The following is a 26,275-nucleotide window of genomic DNA, read 5'->3' on the forward strand; positions in this document are numbered from 1 at the left end:
GCCCCGCGCATGAGCCTGCTGGGCGGAGCATTGGCTGCATGGCGGGGACGCCGCCGCGATGTCCGCGTTGAGCCCTCGCTGGACGCGGGCGACGACCGCGCCCTGGTCATCGCCATCATCGACGGCTCGCAACCGGCGTTCGCGCAGCTGGTGCAGGCCCATCAACGTACCTGCGCGCATCTGATCGGGCGGATGGTCGGCGACCGCGACCAGGTGGCCGACCTGCTGCAGGAAACCTTCCTGGCGGTATTCCGCCAGCTGCACCGGTTCCGCTTTGAATCCTCGCTGCGCACCTGGGTCTCAAGGGTGGCCTACACCACGGCGTTGCAGCACCTGCGCCGGCGGCGACTGGAGGCGCAGTGGATGGTGGCGGTGGAGGCGCCGGAGGAACTGGGCATCGGCGATGAAGGGCCCGGGCCGGCCGAGTTGAGCGAGGCGCTGCAGGCCGGGCGCCAGCTCAGCGCGGCACTGGAACGGCTGAGTCCGCCGCAGCGCCTGATCGTCGGCCTGCATTACCTGGAGGATTTCGATCTGGCCGAGATCGAACAGGTGACCGGGCTGGCGCGCGGTACCATCAAGAGCCACCTGCACCGCGCGCGCCAGACCCTGAAGCAGGAACTGACGCGGCATGCCACCGCCGGAGAGCTGCTGTGAACCCACCGACCGACCCTCGCGATGCGGAAGCGCGCGCGCTGGCACAGGCGTTGCGTGAGCAGGCGCAGCAGGAAGACACGCCGGATGTGAGCGAGGCGCTGCAGAAGCGCATTGCCGCTGAGTCGCGCGACGGTGGCGTGGGTTATGTGGTGGTGCAGGTGCTGTTGTTTGGCGCCCTGCTGGCTGCGGCGGCCTGGTATTTCTGGCACTGAGGCACCCGCCGGGCAAGGGGCCGCTCCAATCGCGGTGGGTGGATGCCGACCTTGGTCGGCGCTTGGGCGTGTGTGCCAACCAGGGTTGGCAGCTACCAGAACGGTTGACCCCTGCGACAAAGTGAAGCAGCGCGTCACCCGGTCGCATCCCGTCTTAACGAAATCCTCCTAAAGTGGTCCGGTATCCCACCGGTCGCAGGCAGGAGGCGTCCCTTGGACGCGTTGTTGTTGTCCCGGATCCAGTTCGGATTCGTCATCAGTTTCCACGTGCTGTTCCCCGCCTTCACCATCGGCACGGCCAGCTGGCTGGCCTTCATCGAATGGCGCTGGCTGCGCACGAAGTTGCCGGTGTGGCGCGAGCTGTATTTCTTCTGGCAGAAGATCTTCGCGGTGTCGTTCGGCATGGGCGTGGTCAGCGGCATCGTCATGGCGTTCCAGTTCGGCACCAACTGGCCGCGGCTGAGCGAGGTGGCCGGCACGGTCATCGGCCCGCTGCTGACCTACGAGGTGCTGACCGCGTTCTTCCTCGAAGCCAGCTTCCTCGGCGTGATGATGTTCGGCTGGGGCCGGGTCTCGCCGCGCCTGCATTTCCTGTCCACCTGCATGGTTGCGCTGGGCACGCTGTTCTCCACGTTCTGGATCCTGTCGTCCAACAGCTGGCTGCACACGCCGGCCGGCTACGAGATGGTCAACGGCATCGTGCATCCGGTGGACTGGTGGCAGGTGGTGTTCAATCCCTCGTTCCCCTACCGCCTCGCGCACATGGCGCTGGGCTCGTTCATCACCACCTGTTTCGTGATTGGTGGCGTGGGTGCGTGGTACCTGCGCAGGGGCACGCACGTGGAAGCGGGCCGGCGCATGCTGATCGCCGCTGTGGCATTCGCCGCGCTGACCGTGCCGGTGCAGATCTTCGTCGGCGACATGCATGGCCTGAACACGCTCAAGCACCAGCCGATGAAGATCGCGGCGGTGGAAGCGCATTGGCATGAGACCCGGGAAGGCGAGGGCGTACCGCTGGTGGTGTTCGCGCTGCCCAACGAGAAGGAGGAGCGCAACGATTTCGAAGTGGCCATCCCGAAGCTGGGCAGCGTGATCCTGACCCACAGCCTGGACGGCACCTTCGACCCGCTGACCGCGGTACCGGCCAGCGAGCGGCCGCCGGTGACGCCGGTGTTCTTTGCCTTCCGCATCATGGTCGGGCTGGGCACGCTGATGCTGCTGCTGGCCTGGGTGTCGGCCTTCCAGCTGTGGCGCAACAAGCTGCTCGATTCGCCATGGCTGCTGCGCGGCTGGAACTGGATGCTGCCCAGCGGTTTCATCGCGCTGCTGTCGGGGTGGTTCGTCACCGAGATGGGGCGCCAGCCATGGGTGGTGTATGGCCTGCTGCGCACCGCCGATGCGGTCGGCCCGCAGAGCGCGTGGATGACCGCGCTGTCGCTGGGTGTCTACGTGGTTGGCTATGCCTTCGTGTTCGGCTGGGGCATCTGGTACCTGGTGAAGATCCTGCGCCACGGACCGCAGCCCTACGCCGAAGGGCCGTCGCTGGACCACGGCAGCCACACCCCGGCGCGCCCGCTGTCGGCAGCCGACGAACCGCTGGAGGAGCGCTGACATGGACCTGATGACCTGGCTGCCGGTGGCGTGGTTCGCGGTGATCGGCTTCGGCGTGCTGATGTACGTGGTGCTGGACGGCTTCGTGCTTGGCATCGGCATCCTCGCCCCGTTCGCCGAGGACGAGGAGCAGCTGGACCTGATGATGAACACCGCCGCGCCGATCTGGGACGGCAACGAGACCTGGCTGGTGCTGGGTGGTGCCGGCCTGCTGGCGGCCTTCCCCAAGGCCTATGCGGTGCTGTTGTCGGCGCTGTACCTGCCGGTGCTGGTGCTGGTGGTGGCGCTGGTGTTCCGTGGCGTGGCCTTTGAATTCCGCTTCAAGGCACATCGGTCACGCCGGCTGTGGAGCGTGGCGTTCGGCCTCGGTTCGCTGCTGGCGACGTTCGCCCAGGGCGTGATCCTGGGCACCCTGGTGCAGGGCATCCCGCTGGTGGACGGTGTCTATCAGGGCGGGCCGTTCGCCTGGTTCAGCCCGTTCGCGATGCTGACCGGTGCCGCGCTGGTGGCCGGCTATGCGCTGCTGGGCAGCACCTGGCTGATCCTGAAGACCGAAGGGCGCGTGCAGGCGCTGGCGCGGCAGATGACCCGGCCGCTGGTGGTGGCGGTGATCGCGGCGATGGGCCTGGTCAGCAGCTGGCTGCCGTTCCTCGATTCGCGGTTGATGGCGCGCTGGTTCAGCGACGGCAACTTCTGGTGGCTGTCGCCGGTGCCGCTGTTGACCCTGGCGGTAGCCACTGCGCTGTGGCGCAGTGCCACCCACCCGCGCCGTGACCTGCCGCCGTTCCTGCTCAGCCTGGCCCTGTTCGTACTCGGCTTCCTCGGCCTGGTGCTGGGGATGTGGCCCTACCTGCTGCCACCGTCGATGACCCTGTGGCAGGCCGCCGCGCCGGCCTCCTCGCTGGGCTTCACCCTGGTCGGGCTGGTCATTCTGCTGCCGGTCATCCTCGGCTACACGGCGTGGTCGTACCGGGTGTTCCGCGGCAAGGTGCACGCCGATACCGGTTACCACTGATCGATTGAAGCGGGGGGGGCGCCGGTGCCGGCTCCCGTGTTGGGGAATGTGAAACCTGCACACCCCGTGCAGGACGTGCTAGCGTGCGCTCCTTTCCGGCAGCCAGGGGGGCGGCCGGCGACGTCCTGGACGGACGCACGGCTGCAGGAATGGGGGGCCGCCGCGCGTCGCCGTAATGGCTCGTGCCTATTGTTCTCCCGTTGAAGCACCTTCGCTAAATGATCGAATTCTCCATCGTCGACTGGGCTGCCTGGGCGCCCGGCCTGAGCGAGCGTAGCCAGTGGCTGGGCTGGGCCGATGCGCCGTATCCGCCGGTTGGCGAAGACACGCCGGCGCTGGCCGAGATCCCGGCAATGCAGCGCCGCCGCATCGAGCGGCTGGGCCGGATGGCGATCCAGGCTGCCTGCTGGTGCGAGGATGGGCAGGGGGCGGACAACCAGGTCCCGCTGGTGTTCGCCAGCCGCCACGGCGACGTGGCCCGTTCGATGGAGCTGCTGGGGGCGCTGGCCAGTGATCAGCCCTTGTCACCGACGGGGTTCGGCCTGTCGGTGCACAACGCGATCGCGGCGTTGTACTCGATCGCGCGCGGCCACCGTGGCAACTACCTGGCGCTGGCCGCCGGCCAGGCCACGGTCGAGACCGCCTGCCTGGAAGCGGCCGGTCTGCTCGCCGATGGCGCCCGCGAAGTGCGGGTCGTGGTGTATGAGTCGCGCCTTCCCGAGATTTACTCGACGTTCGCCGACGAACCCGACCCGTTCTTTGCCTGGTGTTGGCGTTTGACGGCGCCGATGCCGGGCCAGCCGACCCTCTCCCTGCAGTGGGAGGCGGCGCCGGAGGCCCCTGCCACCGCCCCGGGCGCGCTGCCGCACGCGCTGGACCTGCACCGCTTCCTGCTGTCCGGTGCGCCGGCGCTTGAGCACGTGGCCCAAGGCCAGCGCTGGCGCTGGGGGCGCCGTGGCTGAGGCGCTGCGCCGTCTCGATCATGCCTGGCGGGTGCTCGGCACCGGCCTGAGCTTTGCCGCATTCGGCATGGGCGGCCTGCTGCTGGGCGTGCTGGTGATGCCGGTGCTGCTGCTGATGCGCGACCCGGTGGTCCGTCGCCGTCGGGCCCGCCGCGTGGTTCAGGTTGCCTTTGCCAGCCATCTGCGCCTGATGCGCGCGCTGGGGGTGATGACCTACCAGATCGAGGGCGGTGAACGCCTGCAGCGCGACGGTTTGCTGGTGCTGGCCAATCACCCGACCCTGATCGACGTGGTCTGCCTGATCTCGCTGCTGCCCAACGCCGATTGCGTGGTGAAACGGGCCGTGGCCTGCAACCCGTTCATGCGCGGTCCGGTGCGGGCGGCCGGCTACATCTCCAATGACGATGGCGCTGGCCTGGTCGATGACTGCGTGGCGGCGGTGCACGCCGGCGGCACCCTGGTGATCTTCCCCGAAGGCACCCGCAGCGTGCCGGGCCAGCCGCCGCGGCTGCAGCGCGGGGCCGCCAACATCGCCGTCCGTGGCCGGCTGGACATCACCCCGGTGCGGATCACCTGCACCCCGCCCACGTTGACCAAGGGACAGAAGTGGTATCGTGTCCCCTCACGTCGCTTTCACGTTCGGCTGCAGATCGGCGAAGATATCCCGATCGCGCCCTTCCTGGCCGATGACGACTCGCCAAGGGGGGATGCCTTGGCAGCCCGCCGCGTCACCGAGCACCTTTCTCGTTATTTCGACCTGTCTGGAGATCCGCCCCGTGCAAGCACTTGAGCACGAGATCAAGGAATTGATCATTTCCTCCCTTTCGCTGGAGGACATCACGCCGGAGGACATCGATCCGACCGCGCCGCTGTTCGTCGAGGGCCTCGGCCTGGATTCGATCGACGCGCTGGAGCTGGGCCTGGCGCTGCAGAAGAAGTACGGTGTCAGCCTCTCGGCCGATTCGGAAGAAACCCGTCGCCATTTCTCCAGCGTGCGCGCGCTCGGCGAGTTCGTCGCCGCCCGCCAGTCGTAACGGCGCCAGGAATAGCCATGACCAAGAATGAACTGTTCGAACGCATCGTCAGCATCCTGACCGACAGCTTCGAGATTGAAACCGCCCGGATCACCCCCGAGGCCCGGCTCTACGACGACCTGGACATCGACAGCATCGATGCGGTCGACCTGATCGTGCAGCTCAAGCCACTGCTCGGCCGCAACCTGCAGCCGGAAGCGTTCAAGGCCGTGCGCACCGTGCAGGACATCGTTGATGTCGTGTATGGACTGCTGCCGGACCAGGCAGCCGCCTGACCGCAGCGCCGGCGGCTTCGCCATGGCTCGCGCACGTACCGTCGTGGTGGCAGCGATTTCGCTTGCCTACCCGCTGCTGGTGTACCTGGCGATGGGCCGCTTCGAGCCACGCTGGCTGTCGCTGCTGCTGTTCACCCTGGCCCTGCTGCGTGCGCTGAGCACGCGCCAGCCGTTGTGGTGGGCCGCCGCCGCCGGCACCGGCCTGCTGGCGGTGCTGGCCACTGTGCTCAACCAGGCCCTGCCGCTGAAGCTGTACCCGGCGCTGGTCAATGCGGTGATGCTGGCGGTGTTCGGCACCAGCCTGCGCTTCGGGCCGCCGTTGGTGGAGCGCCTGGCGCGGCTGCAGGAGCCGGACCTGCCCCCGTTCGCGGTGGCCTATACCCGCCGCGTCACCCAGGTGTGGTGCGGCTTCTTCGTTCTCAACGGCAGCCTGGCCCTGCTGACCGCGCTGTACGCGTCGGACCGGGCCTGGATGCTCTACAACGGATTGTTGGCGTACGTGATGATGGGCGTGTTGTTCGCAGGTGAGTGGCTGGTGCGGCGGCGGGTGAAGGCGGCGCACGCGCATGGCTGAGTGGATTGCCCTGGACCGGCTACTGCTGGAGGCGCGGCCGCAGCGCAGCGTCGGCCTGTGCGACGGAGACATGGTTGACCACGCCTGCTTCCGCCAGCGCGTACGGGGCTGGCGCGCCGCCTTTGCGGCGGCTGAAGGCCGCGACTGGGCCCTGTATTTCGATGACGCCGTGGCCTTCGCTGCGGCGCTGTTCGGCGCCTGGCATGCCGGCAAGCGGGTGTTCCTGGCCGCTGACAACCTGCCGGCCACGCTGCAGGCGCTGCAGCCGCAGGTGAGCGGTTTCGCGGGCGACGTACCGGCCGACTACCGCCCGCTGGCGGCGCTGGACGCCACACTGGACGACGAACTGCAGGCGCTGGACGAGCGCGCCTGCGAGCTGTGCGTGTTCACCTCCGGCAGCACCGGCCAGCCCAGTGCGATCGGCAAGCGCCTGGACCAGCTGGCGCGCGAGGTGGAAGCGCTGCAGGCCGCGTTCGGTGCGCAGATGGAGGGCGCGCAGGTGCACGGCACGGTGTCCCACCAGCACATCTACGGGCTGCTGTTCCGCGTGCTGTGGCCGCTGGCCGCCGGCCGCCTGATCCATCCGCGTCGGTTCTTCCACGAAGACCTGGTGGGTGCGCTGGCCGGTACCGACACGGTGCTGGTGGCGACGCCGGCCCATCTCAAGCGCCTGCCCGAGCAGCTCGACTGGGCCAGCCTGCATGGCCGCCTGCGCGCGGTGTTCTCCTCCGGTGGCCCGCTGCCGGAGGACGCGGCGCGACACGTGCGGCAGTGGTTGGGCGTGGCCCCGACCGAGGTCTATGGCAGCAGCGAGACCGGCGGTATCGCCTGGCGCCGCTGGGACACCGACCTGCCGCCGTGGCAGCCGCTGCCGGGTGTGCAGTGGCGGATCGACGACGGCTGCCTGGCGGTGGCCTCGGCGCATCTGGAAACCCCCGGCTGGTGGCGCACCCAGGATCGCGTGGAAGCCCTGGCCGATGGCCGTTTCCGGCTGCTGGGCCGCGCCGACCGCATCGTCAAGATCGAAGAGCGCCGCGTCTCGCTGGATGCGCTGGAACGCGCGCTGCGCGAAGACGCCGAAGTGGATGACGTGCGCGTGCTGGTGCTGCCCGGGCAGCGCGAGCAGCTGGCCGCCGTGGTGGTTCCGGCCGATCCGGCGCTGCTGGAGGGCGGCGACGCCGCGCGCCGTGCGCTGGGCCAACGCCTGGGCGCGCGCCTGGCGCATGCGCATGACGCGGTGACCCGGCCGCGCCGTTGGCGCCTGGTGCAGGCGTTGCCGATCAACGCGCAGGGCAAGGTGACCCAGGCGGCATTGGCGGCGCTGTTCCAGCCACTGATGCCGGTGCCGGTCTGGGACCGCCGCGATGCCGCCAGCGCCACGCTGCGCATGACCCTCGACCCGGCGCTGCGGCCGTTCCAGGGCCACTTCCCGCAGGCGGCGATCCTGCCCGGTGTTGCGCAGTTGGACTGGGCGATGCGTTTCGGCCGCCAGGCATTTGCGATGCCGCGCGCGTTCCTGCGCATGGACGCGGTGAAGTTCCAGCACGTGGCCCGCCCCGGCGATGAGTTGACCCTGCAGCTGGACTGGGATGCCGCACGCAACGTGCTGGCCTTCCGCTATACCTCCAGCCACGGTGTACATGCCAGCGGCAGGGTGGTGTTCGCCGATGCGGACTGACCCGGCCGTTGCCGGTGCCGCGTTTGCGCCACTGGTGGTGATTCCCGTCTACGACCACGAGCACGCCATCGTGGCGGTGGTCGACGGTGTGCAGGCCGCTGGCTTGCCTTGCCTGCTGGTCGACGATGGTTCGCATGATGCGTGCGCGGCGGTGCTGCGCACGCTGGCACAGCGCCAGGGCGTCGACCTGCTGCGCCTGGACGCCAACCAGGGCAAGGGTGGGGCGATGCTGGCCGGTTTTGCTGAAGCCGGCGCGCGTGGCTACAGCCACGTGCTGCAGATCGACGCAGACGGCCAGCACGATACCGCTGACCTGCCACGTTTCATCGAGGCCGCGCGTGTGCATCCCGACGCGGTGATCTGCGGCATTCCGGCCTACGACGCCAGTGTTCCCAAGGCACGCCTGTATGGCCGCTACGCCACCCACGTCTGGGTCTGGATCAACACGCTGTCGCTGCACCTGCGCGACACCATGTGCGGCTTCCGGGTGTATCCACTGCCACCGGTGCTGCGCCTGATCGGTGAAGAGACCATCGGACGGCGCATGGATTTCGATACTGAAGTGATGGTGCGCCTGTACTGGCGCCAGCTGCCGGTCGAGCACCTGGCCACGCGCGTGACCTATCCCGCCGATGGCGTGTCGCACTTCGATGTGTGGCGCGACAACGTGCGCATCAGCCGCATGCACACCCGCCTGTTCTTCGGCATGCTCTGGCGCGCACCGCGGCTGCTGTGGCGCCGCCTGCAGGGGCAGCGCTGAGATGGCGACCGCGCAGGATGCCCCGCACTGGGCCGATATCGGCGAATCGACGTCGGTGGCCGGCGTGCTGTTCCTGTGCTGGGTGCACCGCTGGTTCGGGCGCTGGCCGTTCCGCCTGTGCGTGTGGCCAGTGGTGGCCTGCCATTGGCTGGGCAACCGTGTAGGGCGCCAGGCCTCGATGCAGTACCTGCAGCGGCTGCAGGCGCACAGCGGCGTGCTCGGCCGCGCGCCGACCCGGCGCGACAGCCTGCGCCACTTCTTCGCCTTCGCCGACACGATGCTGGACAAGATCCTCGGCCTGGGCGGGCGCTACCCGGCCGACCGCATTCACCTGCACCGCGACCTGGTGCTGCAGAAGATCGCGCGCCGCGAAGGCGGTCTGATCCTCACCGCGCACATCGGCTGCCTGGAACTGTGCCAGGTGCTGGCCGAACAGGTGCCGGGGTTCCGCATCACCGTGCTGGTGCACACCGCGCATGCGCAGCGCTTCAACCGCCTGCTGCAGCGGCTGGACCCGCTGGCGGCGGTGGAGCTGGTGCAGGTCACCGAAATGGGGCCGGCCACCGCGGTGATGCTGGCCGAGCGCGTGGCGGCCGGTGGCTTCGTCGCCATCGTCGGCGACCGCACGCCGGTGCAGGGCGGCCGCAGCGTCACCGCCGATTTCCTCGGCCATCGCGCGCCATTCCCGATCGGCGCCTATGTGCTGGCCGCGGCGCTGGGCTGCCCGGTCTACACCATGGCCTGCCTGCACCAGGGCGAGGGCTATCGCGTGGCATTTGAACAATTCGCCGAACGCATCGTGCTGCCGCGTGGCTCGCGCGACGCGGCACTTGCCGAACAGGCACAGCGCTTCGCGCGCTGGCTGGAACTCCAGGTCATCCAGTCCCCGTTGGACTGGTTCAATTTCTTCCCCTTCTGGGATCAGGCTCCGCATGACGACTGACGCCGTACCCGTGTGCCGCTTTGGCGATGCACCGTTGACCATCGAAGACGTGGTTGCCCTGGCCCAGCGCCAGTGCGAGGCCGCACTGAGCGACGCGCCGGCGTTCCGCGCACACATCCAGCGCGGTGCCGACTTCCTTGACCGCCTGCTGCGCGAGGATGGCGTGATCTACGGTGTGACCACCGGCTATGGCGATTCGTGCACGGTGAACATCCCGCCGGCGCTGGTGGCTGAACTGCCGCACCACCTGTACACCTACCATGGCTGCGGCCTGGGCCGCTACCTGGACCCGGTCGAGACCCGTGCGGTGCTGGCCGCGCGCCTGGCATCGCTGGTGCGCGGCATGTCCGGTGTCAGCGTGCCGCTGCTGGAAGGCCTGGCCACGCTGCTGCAGCACGATGTGCTGCCGATGATTCCGGCCGAAGGCTCGGTCGGTGCCAGCGGCGACCTGACCCCGCTGTCGTACGTGGCGGCGGTGCTGTGTGGCGAGCGCGAGGTGCTGCACGATGGCCGCGTGCAGCCGGCGGCCGAGGTGCTGGCGAAGATCGGCATGACCCCGCTGAAGCTGCGGCCGAAGGAAGGCCTGGCGATCATGAACGGCACCGCGGTGATGACCGGCCTGGCCTGCCTGGCCTGGCAGCGCGCCGACTACCTGGCGCGCATGGCCACGCGCCTGACCGCGTTCAACGTGCTGGCCAGCGACGGCAACGCGCACCACTTCGACGAAACCCTGTTCGCGGCCAAGCCGCATCCGGGCCAGGGCCGCATCGCCGCGCGTCTGCGCAGCGACCTGCACAGCGAGCGTCCGCCGCGCAATGAACAGCGCCTGCAGGACCGCTACTCGCTGCGCTGCGCGCCGCACGTGATCGGCGTGCTGGAGGACAGCCTGCCGTTCCTGCGCCAGCTGATCGAAACCGAACTGAACAGCGCCAACGACAATCCGCTGATCGATGCCGATGGCGAGCGCATCCTGCATGGCGGCCACTTCTACGGCGGCCACATCGCGCTGGCGATGGACACCCTGAAGAACACCGTAGCCAACGTGGCCGATCTGCTCGACCGCCAGTTGGCGCTGGTGGTCGATGCCCGCTACAACCATGGCCTGCCGGCCAACCTGTCGGCGGCCACGGGCCCGCGCGCGGCCATCAACCACGGCCTGAAGGCGCTGCAGATCAGCGTGTCGGCCTGGACGGCCGAAGCGCTGAAGCAGACCCTGCCGGCCAGCGTGTTTTCGCGCTCCACCGAGTGCCACAACCAGGACAAGGTCAGCATGGGCACCATCGCCGCGCGCGACTGCCTGCGCGTGATCGAGCTGACTGAACAGGTGGTGGCCGCGATGCTGATCGCCGCCCGCCAGGGCCTGGCGCTGCGCGAACGGGTTGGCCTGAACGCGAAGCTGCATGGCAGTCTGGCCGACATGTACGCCGACCTGGGGCAGCGCATCGCCCTGGTTGAAGAAGACCGCGCGCTGGATCGCGAACTGCGGGAACTGCTGGTGGAGATCCGCGCGCAACGTTGGGAGCTGTATGCCGGTGAATGAGGCCATCGAACGGGTCGGCGAGATTGCGCTGACCCCCGCCTTCCATGACTGCGATCCGATGAACGTGGTCTGGCATGGCAACTACTTCAAGTACTTCGAGATCGCGCGCTGCGCGCTGCTCGGGCGCTATGACTACGACTACCCGCAGATGCTCGAATCGGGCTACCTGTGGCCGGTGGTCGATGCCCGGGTGAAGTACGTGCGCCCGCTGCTGTTCAACCAGGCCTTGCGCGTGATTGCGCGCATCGTTGAATGGGAGAACCGGCTGAAGATCGAGTACGAAATCGTTGATGCGCAGAGCGGCCAGGTACTGACCCGCGCGATGACCATCCAGGTCGCGGTGGACGCGGCCAGCAAGGAAATGCTGTACCAGTGCCCGCCGGTACTGTGGGAACGCCTGGGAGTGCCTGCGCCGTGAACATGCTTGTCCGTCTTTCCAGCGTGCTGCTGTGCGCGCTGATGTTCATTGCCGCACCGCAGGTGCAGGCCGCCGACCCCGCCATCGATGCGATCACCCAGGCGGTGGCGCGGCCGGACGTGCTGCGCGGCCAGTTCAGCCAGGAAAAGCAGGTCAGCGGCTTCAAGAACCCGCTGCGCTCGCAGGGCCAGTTCGTGGTCGCGCGCCAGCACGGCGTGATCTGGACCACGCTCAAGCCGTTCCCCTCCGAAGTGGTGGTCACCGCCGACCGCATCCTCAGCCGCCAGCGCGATGGCAGCACCCGTGTCGAGCTCGATGCACGGCAGCAGCCGGCGATGCGTTCGGTGAACGCGATCATGTTCGCGCTGATGAGTGGCGACGTGCAGGCGCTGTCCGGCCAGTTCAACGTGGCGGCCAGCCGTGAAGGGCAGGGCTGGCGGCTGCGGCTGACGCCGAAGTCGGCGATGCTGGCCAAGGCGTTCCAGTCGCTGACCCTGCAAGGTGACCGCTACGTGCGCCAGGTCGAGATCGTCGAGGCCAACAAGGACCGCACGCAGATCCAGTTCAGTGCACTGAGCGAAGCGCCGGCCACGCTCACCGCCGACGAGGCACGCCGCTTTGAGTGAGGGGGCAGCATCGAACGGGCCGGACCGGTTGCGGCGCTGGTGGCACTGGCTGGGCATCGCCTGGCTGGTGCTCCTGCTGGTGTTGGGTGCGCAGCAATGGCGCCTGTGGAGCCAGCAGTCGCGGATCGACACCGACATCCTCGCCCTGCTGCCGCAGGACGCGCATGACCGCCTGTTGAGTGACGTCACCCGGCGCATCGCCGACGGCAGCTCGCGCCAGGTGGTGGTGCTGCTGGGCAGCAAGGATGGCGCCGCCGCCAAGCGCGCACAGGCGGCGTTCGCTGCGGCGATGGCCAAGGACAACGACCGTGCTCTGCTGGTGCCCAGTGGTTCGATCGAAGGCTGGTTCGACGAGGCGCGCGCGTTCTACGCGCCGTACCGCGACCGCCTGCTGACCCCGGCCCAGCGCGAGCAGCTGCAGAGCAGCGAGCCGGGCGCGTTGGCCGAGCAGGCGTTGGCTGCGCTGTACGGTCCGATGGGCGCACCGCGCCTGACCGATTGGCGGCAAGACCCGCTCTCGCTGTGGCCGCAATGGTGGCAGCAGCAGGCGCAGGGGTCGGGGTTGCGGCTGGGCGATGACGGCCTGCTCGAAGCCGAGGGCAGGCATTGGGCCGTACTGCAGTTCGATACGCCGGGGTCGGCGTTCCAGCTTGACGGCGAGCGCCATCTCGACGGGCTGCTGGAACGTGCCGGGCTGGCCGCCAGGGCGGCGGCGCCCGAGCTGGAAATCCTGCATGCGGGTGTGCCGCTGCACGCCGAAGCGGCGGCGGTGCAGGCCAACCAGGAGATCAACACGATCGGCTGGGGCTCGCTGGCCGCAGTGCTGCTGCTGGTGTGGCTGGCGTTCCGTTCGCTGCGGCCGATCCTGCTGGTTGCCGCCTCACTGCTGATCGGCTGTGGCGTGGCGCTGGCGGTGACCGTGCTGGTATTTGGCAAGGTGCATGTGCTGACCCTGGTGTTTGGTGCGTCGCTGGTGGGCGTGGCCGAGGACTACGGCATCCATTGGTTCGCTTCGCGCCAGGCCGAACCGGCTGATCGTCGCTGGAAGCTGCTGCGGCACCTGCTGCCCGGCCTGTGGCTGGCCCTGCTGACCAGCGCGCTGGCCTACCTGGCACTGGGCCTGGCCCCGTTCCCGGGCCTGCGCCAGATGGCATTGTTCTCGGTGGTCGGCCTGGCCGCCGCCTTCCTTACGGTGATTTTCTGGTTCCCGTGGCTGGATGGCGGTGAGATCCGCAAGACCCGTTTCTCGCAGTGGCTGGGCAACACGCTGGAGCGCTTCCCGCGCCTGCATGGCCGTCGCCCGGTGACGGTGTTCGTGGTGATCACGCTGGCGCTGTCTGCCATCGGCATTGCCCGCCTGAACAGCAACGACGACCTGCGCAGCCTGCAGTCCTCGCCGCCGGCGTTGATGGCCCAGCAGATCCGGCTGAGCCAGCTGCTGGGCATGCCCAGCCCGGCGCAGTTCTACCTGGTGCAGGGCACCGACGCGGCGCAGCTGCTGCAGCGTGAGGAAGCGTTGACCGAACGCCTGCGTGTACTGGCCAACGACAAGCGCATTGGTGGCTATCGTGCGATCAGCGATTGGCTGCCGTCGCCGTCGCGCCAGCAGGCCGATGCGGCGCTGACTGCGAAGGTTGAACCGGGTGTGCTTGCGGCCGTGTCCGACGCCGTGGGAGAGCCACTGCAGCGACCGCCGTTCGCGGACGCGCCACTCACCGCCGAAGCGTTCCTGGCCTCGCCGGCCTCGCAGCCGTTCCGCCACCTGTGGGTGGGCGAGGTCGGCGGGCAGATGATCAGCGTGGTGATGGTCGATGACCTGTCGCGCGCTGATGCGCTGGCCACCCTGCGCGGGGCGGCCGAAGGCCTGCCGGGTGTGCGCTGGGTGGACCGCACCGCCGACTTCTCGCAGCTGCTGGGCCACTACCGCAAGCTGATGGGCGGGCTGCTGCTGGTCGGCATCGTGCTGGTGTTCGGCGCGCTGTGGCTGCGCTATCGCCGCCAGGCCTGGCGCGTGTTCGCGCCGACCCTGATTGCCGGTGCGCTGACCCTGGGCCTGCTGGGCCTGTTCGGCCAGCCACTGCAGCTGTTCAACGTGCTGGCACTGATGCTGTTGCTGGGCATGGGCATCGACTACGGCATTTTCCTGATCGAGCACCGCGGCGACGCCAGTGCCTGGCTGGCCGTGTGCGTGGGCGCGGCCAGCACCTGGCTGTCGTTCGGCCTGCTGGGCCTGTCGCAGACCCCGGCGTTGCGCGCGTTCGGCCTGACCCTGCTGTTCGGCATCGGCCTGGTCTGGCTGATCTCGCCGCTGTTCCGTCCGCCGCCGCACGATCTGCCGCCGGCCTGAACCTGTTTCCGACTTCCTTCTTTCCACTTGATCGAGCAACAAGGACGCACCGATGAACACTGCTGTGGATGCTGTCGAACGTACTGAAATCCTGATCATCGGCGCGGGCCCGGCCGGTTCGGTGGCTGCGGCGATGCTGCGCCAGCAGGGCCGCCAGGTGCTGATGCTGGAACGCCAGCAGTTCCCACGCTTCTCCATCGGCGAAAGCCTGCTGCCGCAGAGCATGGAGTACATCGAGGCGGCCGGCCTGCTGCAGGATGTGGTCGAGGCGGGCTTCCAGTACAAGAACGGTGCCGCCTTCGTGCACGGCGAAGCGCGCACTGCATTCGACTTCAGGAAGAAGTTCTCGCCGGGTTGGGGCACCACCTACCAGGTGCAGCGCGCCGACTTCGACAACGTGCTGGCACGCGGTGCCGAGCGCATGGGCACCACGCTGCGCTTCGGCGACGAAGTGCTTGCGGTCGAGCCGGGCGAGCAACCGGCGGTGACGGTGCGCCGCCCGGACGGCAGTGAATACCGCATCGAGGCCGATTTCATCCTCGATGCCTCCGGTTTCGCGCGGCTGCTGCCGCGGTTGCTGCAGCTGGAGTCGCCGTCCAACTTCCCGGTGCGCGGCGCGATCTTCTGCCACGTGCGCGACAACATTCCGGCCGAGGCGGACTTCGACCGCAACAAGATCCTGATCACCACCCACCCCGAGCACATCGACGTCTGGTACTGGACGATTCCGTTCTCCAACGGCTGCTGCTCGCTGGGCGTGGTCGCCGAGCCGTCGTTCTTCGAGCGCTACGAGGGTGACGACCTGCAGAAGCTGCAGGCCATCGTCGGCGAGGACCCCAACCTGACCAGGCTGCTGGCCAACGCCGAATGGGCGGTGCTGCCGGTGCGCCGCATCACCGGCTATTCGGCCAACGTCAGTTCGCTGTGGGGGCCCGGCTACGCGTTGCTGGGCAACGCCGGCGAGTTCCTCGATCCGGTGTTCTCCTCCGGCGTGACCATTGCCTTCAAGTCCGCGCAGCTGGCCAGTGAATGCCTCAAGCGCCGCTATGCCGGCCAGGCCGTGGACTGGGAGGCCGAGTTCTCGATCCCGCTGCGTGCCGGCGTGAAGACCTTCCGTCGCTTCGTGGAAAGCTGGTACGAAGGCGGCTTCCAGAAGATCATCTACCACCCGCAGCAGCAGCCCGAAGTGCGCAACATGATCAGTTCCATCCTGGCCGGATATGCCTGGGACACCAACAACCCCTATGTGGCCGATGAAAGTGGTCGCCGCATGCGCGTGCTGGAGCAGCTGTGCAGCGCCTGATCTTCCGTACTGCGGCCCTGCTGCTGTGCCTGCTGCTGGCCGCCTGTGCCGGGCGCATGCCCAAGCCACAGGTGGAGCTGCCGCCGCTGCGCCTGTCGCCGGCCAGCCTGCCGGCGCCGCTGGCGCTGCAGCAGCAGCTGCACTTCCGTTTCGGCAGCCATGAGCGCGACCTCGATGCGCTGCTGGAAGCCGATGCACAGCAGGTGCAGCTCGCGGTGCAGGCGATGGGCCAGACCGGCGTGCGCCTGCAGTGGGACGGCCAGCAGCTGACCCAGCAGCGTGCGCCGTGGCTGCCGCCGCAGGTGCGTGCCGAGCGCGTGCTGGATGACCTGCAGTTCGCGCTGTGGCCGACCGCGGCCATTGCCGCCGTGCTGCCGGCGGGCTGGCAGGTCAGTGATGATGGCCATCAGCGCAGCCTGTCGCGTGAGGGCACCGTGTGGCTGCACCTGCAGCGGCTGGACGATGGCAGCGTGCAGCTGGACAACCGCGCCGAAGGCTATGCGCTGCGCATCGAATCGATCGACATGGCCGGGCCGGACCGATGAGCGCACCGATCTACCTGAACGACCTGGGTGTGGTCTGTGCACTCGGCGCTGGCCGCGCCGCCGTGACGTCGGCACTGTTCGCCGACGCGCCGGGCGGGCTCAGCGACAACGAGAGCCTGTTGCCGGGGCACACCCTGGCGCTGGGAGAAGTACGCACGCCGCTGCCGGCGCTGGATGACCTGCCGGTGGCCCTGCGCGGGCGCAACAATGCCCTGCTGGACGTGGCATTGGCTCAGATCGCGCCGGCAGTGGCCGCGGCGATCGCCCGCCATGGCGCCGAGCGCGTAGCGGTGGTGCTGGGCACCAGCACCTCGGGCATTGGTGAATCCGAGCAGGCATTGCGCAGCCATGCCGAACAGGGCCAGTGGCCGCAGGGCTTTGATTACGCCCAGCAGGAAATGGGCACCGCCGCGCAGTTCGTGCGCCAGCGCAGTGGCGCACAGGGGCCGGCATGGACCCTGTCCACTGCCTGCTCGTCCAGTGCCAAGGCGCTGATGTCGGCCGCACGCATGCTGCGCGCCGGCATCGTCGATGCGGTGATCGCCGGTGGCGCCGATTCGCTGTGCCGCTTCACCGTGGCCGGCTTCAGCGCGCTGGAATCGGTCTCGGCCCAACGTTGCAATCCGTTCTCGCAGCATCGTACGGGTATCAACATCGGCGAAGGCGCCGCGCTGTTCCTGCTCACCCGCGAACCCGGCCCGGTATGCCTGGCGGGGTGGGGCGAGTCGGCCGACGCCCACCACATGTCCGCCCCGGACCCGCAGGGCCTGGGCGCCATCGACGCCCTGCAGCAGGCGCTGCAGCGTGCTGGCTGGGCCGCCGGCGAAGTGGACTATGTGAACCTGCATGGGACCGCGACCGGCCACAACGATGCGATGGAAAGCCTGGCCGTGTCGCAGGTGCTCGGCAGCCACGTGCCGGCCAGTTCGACCAAGCCGTTGACCGGCCATACGCTGGGTGCCTCGGGTGCCATCGAGGCGGCGCTGTGCTGGATCGTGCTGGCCGAGAACCCGCAGCAGCTGCTGCCGCCGCACTGGTGGGACGGCGTGGCCGACCCGGCACTGCCGGTGCTGCCGCTGGTTGCACCGGGCACGCGCCTTGCGCAGCCGCCACGGCGGGTGCTGAGCAATTCGTTCGCCTTCGGCGGCAGCAATGCCGTGCTGGCACTGGAGCGTCGATGAACACGCTGTACGCGATCGAAGACGTGGTGCCGCACCGCCAGGACATGTGCCTGCTGGAGCGCATCACGCAGTGGGACCAGGACGCCATCGAGGCCGAACTGGTGGTGCCCGAGGCCGGCCTGTTCGTCGAGGATGACCAGGTGCCGGCATGGGTCGGCATCGAGTACATGGCGCAGGCCATCGCGGCCTGGGCCGGTTGCCGAGCGCGTGCGGCCGGCAGGCCACCGCAGCTGGGCTTCCTGCTCGGCAGCCGCCGCTACAGCAGCGCGCGCAGCAGCTTCCCCAGCGGTTCGCGGCTGCGCGTACAGGCGCGCTGCGAGCTGTTGGGTGACAATGGATTGGGGATGTTCGCCTGCCGCATCCTGGCAGGCGAGGAAGAATGGGCGACAGCCAACGTGTCGGTGTTCGAACCGGCCGACGCGATGGCCTATCTGGAGAGTGGACAGGCATGACAGGGAATCGAAGCGTGCTGGTGACCGGCGCCAGCCGGGGCATCGGCCGGGCCATCGCGCTGCGCATCGCGCGCGATGGCTTCGACGTGGTGGTGCATTGCCGCAGCCGCGTGGATGAAGCACAGGCGGTGGTCGCCGAGATCCAGGCACTGGGCCAGCAGGCCCGCGTGCTGGTGTTCGACGTGGCCGACCGCGCGTCTGCGCGGGCCGCTCTGGAGGCCGATGTCGAAGCGCACGGCGCTTACTACGGCGTGGTCTGCAATGCCGGCATCGCCCGCGATGGCGCCTTCCCGGCGCTGTCAGCGGACGATTGGGACCAGGTCATCCACACCAACCTGGATGGCTTCTACAACGTGCTGCATCCGCTGATCATGCCGATGGTGCGGCGGCGCAAGCCGGGCCGCATCGTCACCCTGTCGTCGGTCTCCGGACTGGCCGGCAACCGCGGGCAGGTCAACTACAGTGCCGCCAAGGCCGGCATCATCGGCGCCACCAAGGCCCTGGCGCTGGAACTGGCCAGCCGCCAGATCACCGTCAACTGCGTGGCCCCGGGCCTGATCGAGACCGAAATGCTCAACGACGAAGTGGTTGAACACGCGCTCAAGCTGATTCCCGCCGGCCGCGTTGGCCGCCCGGACGAAGTGGCGGCTACCGTGGCGTTCCTGCTGTCCGAACCGGCTGGCTACATCACCCGCCAGGTGATCTCGGTGAACGGAGGCATGCTCTGATGGCCGCCGATCGTCGCGTGGTGGTTACCGGCGCCGCTGCCATCAGTCCACTCGGCCACGACTGGCCGACCATCGAAGCGCACCTGCGCAGCTGCCGCAACGCGGTGCGTGCGATGCCCGAGTGGGATGTCTATGCCGGGCTGAACACCAAGCTGGCCGCGCCGGCGCAGGACTTCGAGCTGCCGCCGAACTACAACCGCAAGACCACCCGCTCGATGGGCAAGGTCGCGATCATGTCGGTGCGCGCCACCGAGGTGGCGCTGCGCGAGGCCGGCCTGAATGAGCATCCGGTGCTGCGCAGTGGCCGTACCGGCGTGGCCTATGGCTCCTCGTCCGGCAGCCACGAGGCCACCGGCGAATTCGGGCGCATGCTCAACGAATTCACCACCGATGGCATCAGCGCCACGACCTATCTGAAGATGATGAGCCACACCGCGCCGGTCAACATCGGCGTGTTCTTCGGCCTGTCCGGGCGCGTGTACACCACCTCCAGCGCCTGCACGTCGGGCAGCCAGGGTGTGGGCGCGGCCTATGAAGCCATCCGCAGCGGCAAGCAGACGGTGATGGTGGCCGGCGGTGCCGAGCAGCTCGATGCCACCGCTGCAGCGGTGTTCGACACGCTGTTCGCCACCAGCGTGCGCAACGACGCGCCGCAGACCACGCCTCGCCCGTTCGATGCCGGCCGCGATGGCCTGGTGCTGGGCGAGGGCGCCTGCACGCTGATCCTGGAAGACCTGGAGCACGCGCAGGCGCGCGGCGCCACCATCCTTGCCGAGGTGGTCGGCTACGGCACCAACAGCGATGGCCAGCACGTCACCCAGCCCAGTGCCGACACCATGGCCCAGGCCATGCGCCTGGCATTGGAGGACGCGGGCCTGGACGCGGCGCAGATCGACTACGTCAACGCCCATGGCACCGCCACCGACCACGGCGACATCGCCGAGACCCAGGCCACCGCACAGGTGTTCGGCAGCCGCGTGCCGATCAGCTCGCTGAAGAGCTACGTCGGCCACATGCTGGGTGCCTGTGGCGCGTTCGAGGCCTGGGTGAGCATCCAGATGATGCGTGCCGGCTGGTTCGCGCCCACCCTGAACCTGGCCGCGGTCGACCCGCGCTGTGGCCAGCTCGACTTCATCACCGGGCAGGGCCGCGAACTGCAGGCCGAGTACGTGATGAGCAACAACTTCGCCTTCGGCGGCATCAACACCTCGCTGGTGTTCCGCCGCTGGAGCGAGTGATCCACTGCGCCAACACACCGTTCCCGTTACCCCCGCACCCTCGACAAGGAGATGTTCCGATGCGCCGCACTCTCATGATCGCCACGGCTACCGCGCTGCTGGCCCTGACTTCCACCGCTTCCGCCCGCGACACGCGTGTCGAACAGTCCCTGCAGGAACTGGTCAATTCGCAGGCCGCCAAGGACGCCGGCATCGACGGCAGCGTGCGTTTCTATCTGGCCGGCCAGCCGGTCAGCGTGCAGCAGCGCCTGGGCGAAGACGTGACCAACAAGAAGACCAACGCCGCCAACAAGAGCGATGCCGAGGCCTGCCGCTGGGTTGCGCTGTCGGCACTGCGCGCGCTGCAGGACGGTGCCAAGTCGCGCGGCGCCAACGCCGTGGTCGACATCGTCAGCTATTACAAGAAGAACGAGTTCAAGAGCAGCACCAACTACGAGTGCTACGCCGGTGCCATCCTTGCGGGTGTCGCGCTGAAGGGCACCTACGCCAAGGTCAAGTAAGCGCCCGTGTGGCGGCGGCGCAGCCTGAACGTCGCCGCCACATTGCTGAACCCCGCAGGCGAAACACCGCCGATCGCGCCGCCATCGTCGGCTGACGGCTTTCCCCGGTGTCGGCTTTCCGACACAATCATGGCTCTTCCCGGGTTATCGTCCCGCGGACATGCACGCCTACGTCTATAAAAGCCAACTCAAGCCGGACACCTACGTCTACGTTCCCCGACGCGATGATTTCAGCGCGCTGCCCGCGCCGCTGCTCACCTCGCTGGGGACGCTCGCCTTCGTGCTGGAGGTGGTCCTGGATGCCCAGCGCCGCCTGGCGCAGGCTGACCCGGAAAAGGTCCGCAGCGAAATGAGCGAGCGCGGGTTCTACCTGCAGGTGCCGCCGACGGTGGCCAGCCTGATGCCGCGCCACTATGACTGACGCCTCCCGTCCGCGCATTCTGTCAATTGCCTTCGCCGCGGGCGCGGTACTGGCGCTGGGCGCCGCCGTGGGCGGCGTTCCGGGTGCGGTCCTTGCCGCACTGGCGCAGCCCGCGTTCGCGTTGGCGATATCGTGGTGGCGCCGCAGCCGCGCGCTGCTGCCGCTGAAGGTGGTCGCACGCCAGGACCTGCCGGCGCTGCTGGCATTGTGGGCAGCCGCCCCGCTGTTGCTGGCGCTGCTGCTGGCCTGGCCGCTCGCAGCGCTGCGTGACAGCGGCAGCCTGGCGGCAGTGCTTGGCCTGAGCGTACTGGTCAGTGCCGGCCTGCTGGCGGCCTGGCGCACCTGGCCATTGTGGAACGATGTCGAACGCCTGGATGGCAGCTTGGCCCAGCACTGGCAGGCGCTGGCGGGGCGCGACCTGACTGCTTGGCGTGGCCTCGGCGTGGCCGCGCTGGTCATTGCGCTGGCCGCGCTGGTGGTGCTGCCGGCCTGGCCGGGCCTGTTGCCGGAAAGCGCGCGCTGGCCCGCCGCGCTGGCGGTCGTACTGCTGTCGCCGGTGCTGCACCTGCTGCTGCAGCGGGTCGCGCCTGCGCCGCTGGTGTCGTTGCGCTCCAGCCCGTTGGTGGCGTCCAGCGCTGAACCCGAACCGATGTTCGCAGCGGCGGCCGACGCCCTGCCGCTGGAGGCGATGGCGCCGCAGGAACTGACACCGGCGCTGTATGAAGCCGCCCGCCAGGGCCGCATCGACCGGGGCCTGCAGCTGCTGCAGGCCGGTGCCGATCCGTATGCGCTGCCGGACCCGAACTGGCGTGACCAGCGCAGCCTGGCGGTGCTGGCAGCGGTGCTGCCGGACCTGCGCCTGCTGCGCGAACTGATTGCCCGCGGCGTCGATGTGAATGCGCCGCACCGGGGCATGACCCCGCTGCTGGCGGCGACCCGCGACAGCTGGCATGGCCGCCCCGAAGCGGTGATGACCCTGCTCGCCAACGGCGCCGACTCGCGTGCCACCGACAGTGATGGCAACACCCCGCTGCACCATGCCGCACGCAGTTCCGACCCGGGGGTGGCCGCGCTGCTGCGCGATGCCGCTGCCGAAGTCGATGCGCTGAACCGTGATGGCTGGTCGCCGCTGGCGGTGGCCTGCCAGGTGGGCAACTGGCGTCTGGCCCGCTTCCTGCTCGAACGCGGTGCACGCTGCGAACCGGCCGATGGCACCCCGGTGCTGCTGGCCGCCGCCGCCACCGAGGATGACGATCCGGCGGGCGTGCAGCTGCTGCTCAAGCACAAGGCACGGGCCGACGCCCGCGATCGCCAGCGCCGCAGTGCGTTGCATGAGGCGGCCCTGGCCGGCCATGTCGAGATCATCGGCGTGCTGCTCGGCGCGGGCGCCAATCTGGAGGCGCGCGATGCACTGGGGCGTACGCCGTGGCTGGAAGCGGCCCGTGCCGGTCGCGCCGCCGTGATCGAGCACCTGCTGCCGCACAAGCCGGACCTGGTTGCGGTGGACGGCGAAGGCCGCAATGCGGTGCAGCTGGCGGCGATGGCCGAGGATGTCTCGCCGCTGCTGATCAAGCGCCTGGTCGAACTGGGCATCGCGGCCGATGCCACCGATCCGGTCGGCCGCCGTGCGGTGGACTACGCCGCCGAGGCCGGCCGCTGGGCGATCGTAGCCCTGCTGGACCCGTCCTATCCGTTGCCGGCTGCGGTCAGTGATGGCCTGGCCGATCGTGGCGAAGCAGCCAGTGCCAGCGGCCTGCTGCCGGACCGACCGCCGCTGACCCTGCTGCGCGAGGCCCTGGGCTTCGGCAACACCGACGGCATGGCGGCGCTGGCCAGGCTGTGCCAACCGGAGGAACTGGGCGGGCTGCTGCTCGATCCGGAGTTGGCGCTGGAACCGCGTGCGGTGGACTGGCTGCTGGGCCACGGCGCCGATCCCTATGTGCGTGATGCCTGCTCCGATACGCCGATGTTCGCGCTGTTGTCGCGCGGCATCGATGCGGTGCCGGCGTTGCAGGTGATGCTGCAGCGTGGCCTGTCGCCGGCCGGCCGCGGTGGCCTGGCGCGCTTCCTTGCTGCCTGCGCACAGCACGACCAGGCCGCGCGTGGCCTGGAACAGCTGGCACTGGAACTGCTTGAGCGTGGCGCCGATCCGTTCGCCGCCTCCCCGGCGGGCGATCCGCCGCTGTCGCTGGCGGTGCGCCTGGGGTGGCTGCGGCTGCAGCAGGCCCTGCTCAAGGCCGGCGTTGATCGCGAAGCACGCGACAGCCACGGCATGACCGCACTGCACCTGGCCACCGCATTGGCCCGCGAAGGCGCGCTTAAGCTGCTGGTGCAGCATGGTGCCTCGCCGGAAGCACGTGCCGCCGACGGCCAGACACCGCTGGGCGTGGCGCTGTCGATCGGTCGCCGCGATCTGGCCGACTGGCTCGATTGGCGGGTGTGGCCGTTGCCGCGCCGCACCCTGCGCGAGGCCGATCTGCCGGCCGCCGCAATGGCCGGTGACGTCGATGCAGTGCGCCGCCTGATCGATCTGGGCTTCGCCGTCGACGCCGTCGACGCACAGGGCTGCACCGCGCTGCTGCGTGCTGCCGGTGGCGGCCACCTGGCGGTAACCGACCTGCTGCTGGCGCGCGGCGCCGATCCGCAGCACGCGGCGGCCAGTGGCGCGACGCCGCTGTCGGCGGCGGTCAGCATGCGCCAGGTGGACATCGTTTCGGCCCTGCTCGACGCTGGCGCCAAGCTGGAACACCGCCTGCCGGGTGGCGTGACGGTGCTGATGCTGGCTTCCGCGCTGGGCCTTCCGGACATCGTCGCGCGCCTGCTCACGGCGGGTGCCGACGTGCATGCCGGTGACGCGCAGCAGCTGGGTCCGCTGCACTGTGCCGCGCTGTACGGTTTCAGTGCCCGCGACCGCTCGCGCCTGCTGGCGCTGCTCGACACCCTGCTGCTGGCCGGTGCCGAACCGGACCAGGCCGCCGCTGGTTCTGTCACGCCGCTGCTGCTGCTGCTGGGCGCGCGCGCCGAGCCGGGTACCGCCTGCGACGAGCAGGTGGTGATGGCCGCAGTGGAGCGCCTGCTGGACGAGGACGTAAGCCTGGACGTACGCGACCCGCGTGGCTTCGGCCCGCTGCATCTGGCCGCGCTGCATGGCCTGCCGCTGCTGGTGCAGCGCCTGCTGCGCGCCGGTGCCGATCCTGAAGCGCGCGACAGCCTCAACCGCAGCCCGCGCGAGATCGCGGTGATGCGTGGCTTCATCGACGTGGCCGGCGAGTTCGAGCCGCGCGTGCCGGGCGTTTCCTCGATGGCGCGGTTCCTGCGCGACAACGGCTGATCGGGACTCGGTAGATCCACGCCATGCGTGGATGATCGTGCCCGGAAGCCAAAGCATCCACGCATGGCGTGGATCTACTGCCGGAATCCGCAACCTCAATCTGTGGTGGGTGCCGACCGTTGGTCGGCACGCCTATTTGTCGTCGCTCTCCGCGTCGGCCTCGAACAGGTGCATCAGGTCGTTGCGCGCATCACGCGAGGTCTGGATCACCGCGGCCTCGTCGTCGTACACCAGGTACTGGTCACGCAGCAGCTGCTCATCATGCTCACGGAAGCGCTGCACATGGCGTTCGGCCACGTCTGGGGCCACGCCCAGCGCCGTCAGCACGCGCCCGCTCATCTCCAGGCTGGTGCCGAACACTTCGCGGAACGGCTCGGCCGACATGTCCATCAGGCGCCACGCATGCTGGCGGTTGCGCGCTCGCGCCAGCACCTTCGCGTCCGGGTACAGCCGGCGCACCATGCGCACTGCACGCAGGTTGGTCTCCGGGTCGTCCACGGTGATGACGAACACATCGATGTGCTCGCCACCCGCTGCACGCAGCATCTCCGGGCGGGTCGGGTCGCCGTAGTACAGCTGGTTGCCGAAGCGGCGCAGGTCGGCCACCGTGTCCGGGTTCGCCTCCAGCGCCACGAACGGCACCTTCTGTGCGGTCAGCAGGCGTGCGATCACCTGGCCGAAGCGGCCCATGCCGGCGATCAGCACCTTGGGCCGGTTGTCCGGTGCCACCTTGTCGGCCTCGGCGGTCCCGCGCGGTGGAGCCTTCTCCTGGCCGAGCAGCTTGAGCAGCGCGATCATCAGCAGTGGCGTGATCGCCATCGACAGGCCGACGATCGCCACCAGCCGATCGTGATTGGCGTTGCCCAGCAGGTGCGCGCGCTGCGCTTCGTTGAACACCACGAAGGCGAACTCGCCCCCCAGCCACAGCACGCTGCCCAGCAGCAGCGACTGCCGCGGACTGAGCTTTGCAATACGGCCAATCACATACAGCAGGCTGAACTTGACCACCAGCAGGATCGCCACGCCGGCCGCGATCAGCCACGGCTCTGCGGCGATGCGGTCGAGATCGATGCCCATGCCCACCGCGATGAAGAACAGCCCCAGCAGCAGGCCCTTGAACGGCTCGATCTGCGCTTCCAGTTCGTGCCGGAACTCCGAATCGGACAGCAGCACCCCGGCCAGGAACGCGCCCAGGCTGGGGCTGAGGCCCGCTTCCTGCATGAACCAGGCAGTGCCCAGCACCACCAGCAGGGCGGTGGCGGTGAACACTTCCGGGCTGCGGGTGCGCGCGATGATGCTGAACACCCTGCGCAGCACCGGTCGCCCGCACAGGATCACCACGGCCAGCGCGCCGAGGGCCACTGCGGCGTCTTCCCAGCGCAGGGTCTCGTTCTTCGCCCCGCCCAGCAGCGGGATGGCCGCCAGCAGCGGGATCGCGATCAGGTCCTGGAACAGCAGGATGGCAAAACCCAGCCGGCCATGGTCGCTGTTGATCGCCTTGTGCTCGGACAGCAGCTGCAGGCCTACCGCGGTGGATGACAGCGCCAGCGCAACACCGACCACCAGCGCGCTCTTCCACTGGAAGTGGTCGAGCAGCAGCAGGCCGCCCAGCACCAGCCCGGACATCGCCACCTGCGCCGCGCCCGCGCCGAACACCGAGCGCCGCATCACCTTCAGGCGTGCCGGCGACAGCTCCAGGCCGATCACGAACAGCAGCATCACCACGCCGATCTCGGCCGCGCCGAGGATGCGGTCGGCGTCCTGCACGAAGCCCAGCCCGTCCGGGCCCAGCACCACGCCGGCCGCCAGGTAGCCCAGCACCGCGCCGAAGCCGAACTTCTTGAACACCGGCACGGCAATGACCGCCGCCAGCAGCAGCACCAGGGCCAGTTCCAGACCGCCGCTATGCATGGGAATACCTGGTCAT

General features: G+C 69.0%; 26 protein-coding genes. 25 read left to right on the top strand and 1 reads right to left on the bottom strand.

From position 1 onward, the window contains the following. Positions 1-9: 9 nt before the first annotated feature. The 25 genes from AC5P74_RS00330 (at position 10) to AC5P74_RS00450 (ending at position 24,348) form a co-directional block, all read left to right on the top strand. Positions 10-654, top strand: coding sequence for an RNA polymerase sigma factor (locus tag AC5P74_RS00330; RefSeq protein ID WP_005420322.1), 645 nt, complete (start codon positions 10-12; stop codon positions 652-654). Then, complete coding sequence (locus AC5P74_RS00335) at positions 651-866, top strand: hypothetical protein (RefSeq protein WP_053498343.1); 216 nt, start codon at positions 651-653, stop codon at positions 864-866. Before AC5P74_RS00330 ends, AC5P74_RS00335 begins: the two co-directional genes overlap by 4 nt. A 213-nt stretch (positions 867-1,079) precedes the next feature. After that, positions 1,080-2,477 (top strand): cytochrome ubiquinol oxidase subunit I, encoded by a 1,398-nt coding sequence (locus tag AC5P74_RS00340; RefSeq protein ID WP_005420319.1) that lies wholly within the window; start codon positions 1,080-1,082, stop codon positions 2,475-2,477. A 1-nt stretch (position 2,478) separates the two neighbouring features. Further along, entirely contained in the window at positions 2,479-3,492 is a 1,014-nt protein-coding gene (cydB, locus tag AC5P74_RS00345) for a cytochrome d ubiquinol oxidase subunit II (RefSeq protein WP_329842009.1), read from the top strand. 218 nt (positions 3,493-3,710) lie between these two features. Continuing rightward, complete coding sequence (locus AC5P74_RS00350; protein WP_053498347.1) at positions 3,711-4,454, top strand: beta-ketoacyl synthase chain length factor; 744 nt, start codon at positions 3,711-3,713, stop codon at positions 4,452-4,454. After that, positions 4,447-5,244, top strand: a complete 798-nt coding sequence (locus AC5P74_RS00355; protein WP_005420313.1) for a lysophospholipid acyltransferase family protein — start codon at positions 4,447-4,449, stop codon at positions 5,242-5,244. The genes AC5P74_RS00350 and AC5P74_RS00355 overlap by 8 nt, the downstream gene beginning before the upstream one ends. After that, positions 5,231-5,488, top strand: coding sequence for a phosphopantetheine-binding protein (locus AC5P74_RS00360; protein ID WP_005411610.1), 258 nt, complete (start codon positions 5,231-5,233; stop codon positions 5,486-5,488). The genes AC5P74_RS00355 and AC5P74_RS00360 overlap by 14 nt, the downstream gene beginning before the upstream one ends. 17 nt (positions 5,489-5,505) lie before the next feature. Further along, a complete protein-coding gene (locus AC5P74_RS00365; protein WP_005420312.1) occupies positions 5,506-5,763 on the top strand; it encodes an acyl carrier protein in 258 nt (85 codons plus the stop codon). A 22-nt stretch (positions 5,764-5,785) separates the two neighbouring features. Beyond that, on the top strand, positions 5,786-6,337 hold the full coding sequence (locus AC5P74_RS00370; RefSeq protein ID WP_049416044.1) for a COG4648 family protein: 552 nt from the start codon (positions 5,786-5,788) through the stop codon (positions 6,335-6,337). Further along, positions 6,330-8,015 (top strand): ApeI family dehydratase, encoded by a 1,686-nt coding sequence (locus AC5P74_RS00375; protein WP_346607729.1) that lies wholly within the window; start codon positions 6,330-6,332, stop codon positions 8,013-8,015. Before AC5P74_RS00370 ends, AC5P74_RS00375 begins: the two co-directional genes overlap by 8 nt. Continuing rightward, positions 8,005-8,775, top strand: coding sequence for a glycosyltransferase family 2 protein (locus AC5P74_RS00380; protein ID WP_053498350.1), 771 nt, complete (start codon positions 8,005-8,007; stop codon positions 8,773-8,775). Before AC5P74_RS00375 ends, AC5P74_RS00380 begins: the two co-directional genes overlap by 11 nt. A gap of 1 nt (position 8,776) precedes the next feature. Continuing rightward, on the top strand, positions 8,777-9,718 hold the full coding sequence (locus AC5P74_RS00385; protein ID WP_346607728.1) for a lysophospholipid acyltransferase family protein: 942 nt from the start codon (positions 8,777-8,779) through the stop codon (positions 9,716-9,718). Further along, positions 9,708-11,258, top strand: a complete 1,551-nt coding sequence (locus AC5P74_RS00390; protein ID WP_346607727.1) for an HAL/PAL/TAL family ammonia-lyase — start codon at positions 9,708-9,710, stop codon at positions 11,256-11,258. The genes AC5P74_RS00385 and AC5P74_RS00390 overlap by 11 nt, the downstream gene beginning before the upstream one ends. Continuing rightward, positions 11,245-11,676, top strand: coding sequence for an acyl-CoA thioesterase (locus tag AC5P74_RS00395; RefSeq protein ID WP_014038931.1), 432 nt, complete (start codon positions 11,245-11,247; stop codon positions 11,674-11,676). Before AC5P74_RS00390 ends, AC5P74_RS00395 begins: the two co-directional genes overlap by 14 nt. A 2-nt stretch (positions 11,677-11,678) precedes the next feature. Beyond that, positions 11,679-12,302, top strand: a complete 624-nt coding sequence (locus tag AC5P74_RS00400; protein ID WP_176746367.1) for a LolA family protein — start codon at positions 11,679-11,681, stop codon at positions 12,300-12,302. After that, entirely contained in the window at positions 12,295-14,649 is a 2,355-nt protein-coding gene (locus AC5P74_RS00405) for an MMPL family transporter (protein ID WP_053498355.1), read from the top strand. The genes AC5P74_RS00400 and AC5P74_RS00405 overlap by 8 nt, the downstream gene beginning before the upstream one ends. 52 nt (positions 14,650-14,701) lie before the next feature. Beyond that, positions 14,702-15,952, top strand: coding sequence for an NAD(P)/FAD-dependent oxidoreductase (locus AC5P74_RS00410; protein WP_346607726.1), 1,251 nt, complete (start codon positions 14,702-14,704; stop codon positions 15,950-15,952). Beyond that, the gene (locus tag AC5P74_RS00415; RefSeq protein WP_372484858.1) at positions 15,940-16,497 is read left to right on the top strand and encodes a DUF3261 domain-containing protein; all 558 of its coding nucleotides are present in this window, start codon (positions 15,940-15,942) and stop codon (positions 16,495-16,497) included. The genes AC5P74_RS00410 and AC5P74_RS00415 overlap by 13 nt, the downstream gene beginning before the upstream one ends. Next, positions 16,494-17,678, top strand: coding sequence for a beta-ketoacyl-ACP synthase (locus tag AC5P74_RS00420; protein WP_053498361.1), 1,185 nt, complete (start codon positions 16,494-16,496; stop codon positions 17,676-17,678). The genes AC5P74_RS00415 and AC5P74_RS00420 overlap by 4 nt, the downstream gene beginning before the upstream one ends. Further along, positions 17,675-18,130 carry a hotdog family protein gene (locus AC5P74_RS00425; protein ID WP_005420287.1) on the top strand — a complete coding sequence of 152 codons (456 nt, stop codon included), beginning with the start codon at positions 17,675-17,677 and terminating at the stop codon, positions 18,128-18,130. Before AC5P74_RS00420 ends, AC5P74_RS00425 begins: the two co-directional genes overlap by 4 nt. Then, entirely contained in the window at positions 18,127-18,858 is a 732-nt protein-coding gene (locus AC5P74_RS00430; protein ID WP_049416034.1) for a 3-ketoacyl-ACP reductase FabG2, read from the top strand. Before AC5P74_RS00425 ends, AC5P74_RS00430 begins: the two co-directional genes overlap by 4 nt. Then, positions 18,858-20,096 (top strand): beta-ketoacyl-ACP synthase, encoded by a 1,239-nt coding sequence (locus tag AC5P74_RS00435; protein WP_005420285.1) that lies wholly within the window; start codon positions 18,858-18,860, stop codon positions 20,094-20,096. Before AC5P74_RS00430 ends, AC5P74_RS00435 begins: the two co-directional genes overlap by 1 nt. Positions 20,097-20,155: 59 nt before the next feature. After that, on the top strand, positions 20,156-20,596 hold the full coding sequence (locus AC5P74_RS00440; protein WP_005420284.1) for a hypothetical protein: 441 nt from the start codon (positions 20,156-20,158) through the stop codon (positions 20,594-20,596). A gap of 160 nt (positions 20,597-20,756) precedes the next feature. Continuing rightward, positions 20,757-21,017, top strand: coding sequence for a YcgL domain-containing protein (locus AC5P74_RS00445; protein WP_053498363.1), 261 nt, complete (start codon positions 20,757-20,759; stop codon positions 21,015-21,017). Further along, entirely contained in the window at positions 21,010-24,348 is a 3,339-nt protein-coding gene (locus AC5P74_RS00450) for an ankyrin repeat domain-containing protein (protein WP_005420279.1), read from the top strand. Before AC5P74_RS00445 ends, AC5P74_RS00450 begins: the two co-directional genes overlap by 8 nt. Before the next feature lie 132 nt (positions 24,349-24,480). Here the strand turns inward: AC5P74_RS00450 and AC5P74_RS00455 are convergent, their stop codons facing one another. Further along, entirely contained in the window at positions 24,481-26,259 is a 1,779-nt protein-coding gene (locus AC5P74_RS00455) for a monovalent cation:proton antiporter-2 (CPA2) family protein (protein WP_206620056.1), read from the bottom strand. Positions 26,260-26,275 lie beyond the last annotated feature (16 nt).

Source organism: Stenotrophomonas sp. YJH_SMC_94-11 (assembly GCF_059370435.1).

Excerpts from the sequence above, each read along its gene's own strand:
- AC5P74_RS00375 (WP_346607729.1), top strand. The coding sequence starts at position 6,330 with ATGGCTGAGTGGATTGCCCTGGACCGGCTACTGCTGGAGGCGCGGCCG.
- AC5P74_RS00455 (WP_206620056.1), bottom strand. The coding sequence starts at position 26,259 with ATGCATAGCGGCGGTCTGGAACTGGCCCTGGTGCTGCTGCTGGCGGCG.
- AC5P74_RS00390 (WP_346607727.1), top strand. The coding sequence starts at position 9,708 with ATGACGACTGACGCCGTACCCGTGTGCCGCTTTGGCGATGCACCGTTG.
- AC5P74_RS00365 (WP_005420312.1), top strand. The coding sequence starts at position 5,506 with ATGACCAAGAATGAACTGTTCGAACGCATCGTCAGCATCCTGACCGAC.
- AC5P74_RS00400 (WP_176746367.1), top strand. The coding sequence starts at position 11,679 with ATGCTTGTCCGTCTTTCCAGCGTGCTGCTGTGCGCGCTGATGTTCATT.
- AC5P74_RS00440 (WP_005420284.1), top strand. The coding sequence starts at position 20,156 with ATGCGCCGCACTCTCATGATCGCCACGGCTACCGCGCTGCTGGCCCTG.
- AC5P74_RS00445 (WP_053498363.1), top strand. The coding sequence starts at position 20,757 with ATGCACGCCTACGTCTATAAAAGCCAACTCAAGCCGGACACCTACGTC.
- AC5P74_RS00425 (WP_005420287.1), top strand. The coding sequence starts at position 17,675 with ATGAACACGCTGTACGCGATCGAAGACGTGGTGCCGCACCGCCAGGAC.
- AC5P74_RS00435 (WP_005420285.1), top strand. The coding sequence starts at position 18,858 with ATGGCCGCCGATCGTCGCGTGGTGGTTACCGGCGCCGCTGCCATCAGT.
- AC5P74_RS00370 (WP_049416044.1), top strand. The coding sequence starts at position 5,786 with ATGGCTCGCGCACGTACCGTCGTGGTGGCAGCGATTTCGCTTGCCTAC.
- AC5P74_RS00420 (WP_053498361.1), top strand. The coding sequence starts at position 16,494 with ATGAGCGCACCGATCTACCTGAACGACCTGGGTGTGGTCTGTGCACTC.
- AC5P74_RS00330 (WP_005420322.1), top strand. The coding sequence starts at position 10 with ATGAGCCTGCTGGGCGGAGCATTGGCTGCATGGCGGGGACGCCGCCGC.
- AC5P74_RS00430 (WP_049416034.1), top strand. The coding sequence starts at position 18,127 with ATGACAGGGAATCGAAGCGTGCTGGTGACCGGCGCCAGCCGGGGCATC.
- AC5P74_RS00385 (WP_346607728.1), top strand. The coding sequence starts at position 8,777 with ATGGCGACCGCGCAGGATGCCCCGCACTGGGCCGATATCGGCGAATCG.
- AC5P74_RS00395 (WP_014038931.1), top strand. The coding sequence starts at position 11,245 with ATGCCGGTGAATGAGGCCATCGAACGGGTCGGCGAGATTGCGCTGACC.
- AC5P74_RS00450 (WP_005420279.1), top strand. The coding sequence starts at position 21,010 with ATGACTGACGCCTCCCGTCCGCGCATTCTGTCAATTGCCTTCGCCGCG.
- cydB (WP_329842009.1), top strand. The coding sequence starts at position 2,479 with ATGGACCTGATGACCTGGCTGCCGGTGGCGTGGTTCGCGGTGATCGGC.
- AC5P74_RS00410 (WP_346607726.1), top strand. The coding sequence starts at position 14,702 with ATGAACACTGCTGTGGATGCTGTCGAACGTACTGAAATCCTGATCATC.
- AC5P74_RS00380 (WP_053498350.1), top strand. The coding sequence starts at position 8,005 with ATGCGGACTGACCCGGCCGTTGCCGGTGCCGCGTTTGCGCCACTGGTG.
- AC5P74_RS00350 (WP_053498347.1), top strand. The coding sequence starts at position 3,711 with ATGATCGAATTCTCCATCGTCGACTGGGCTGCCTGGGCGCCCGGCCTG.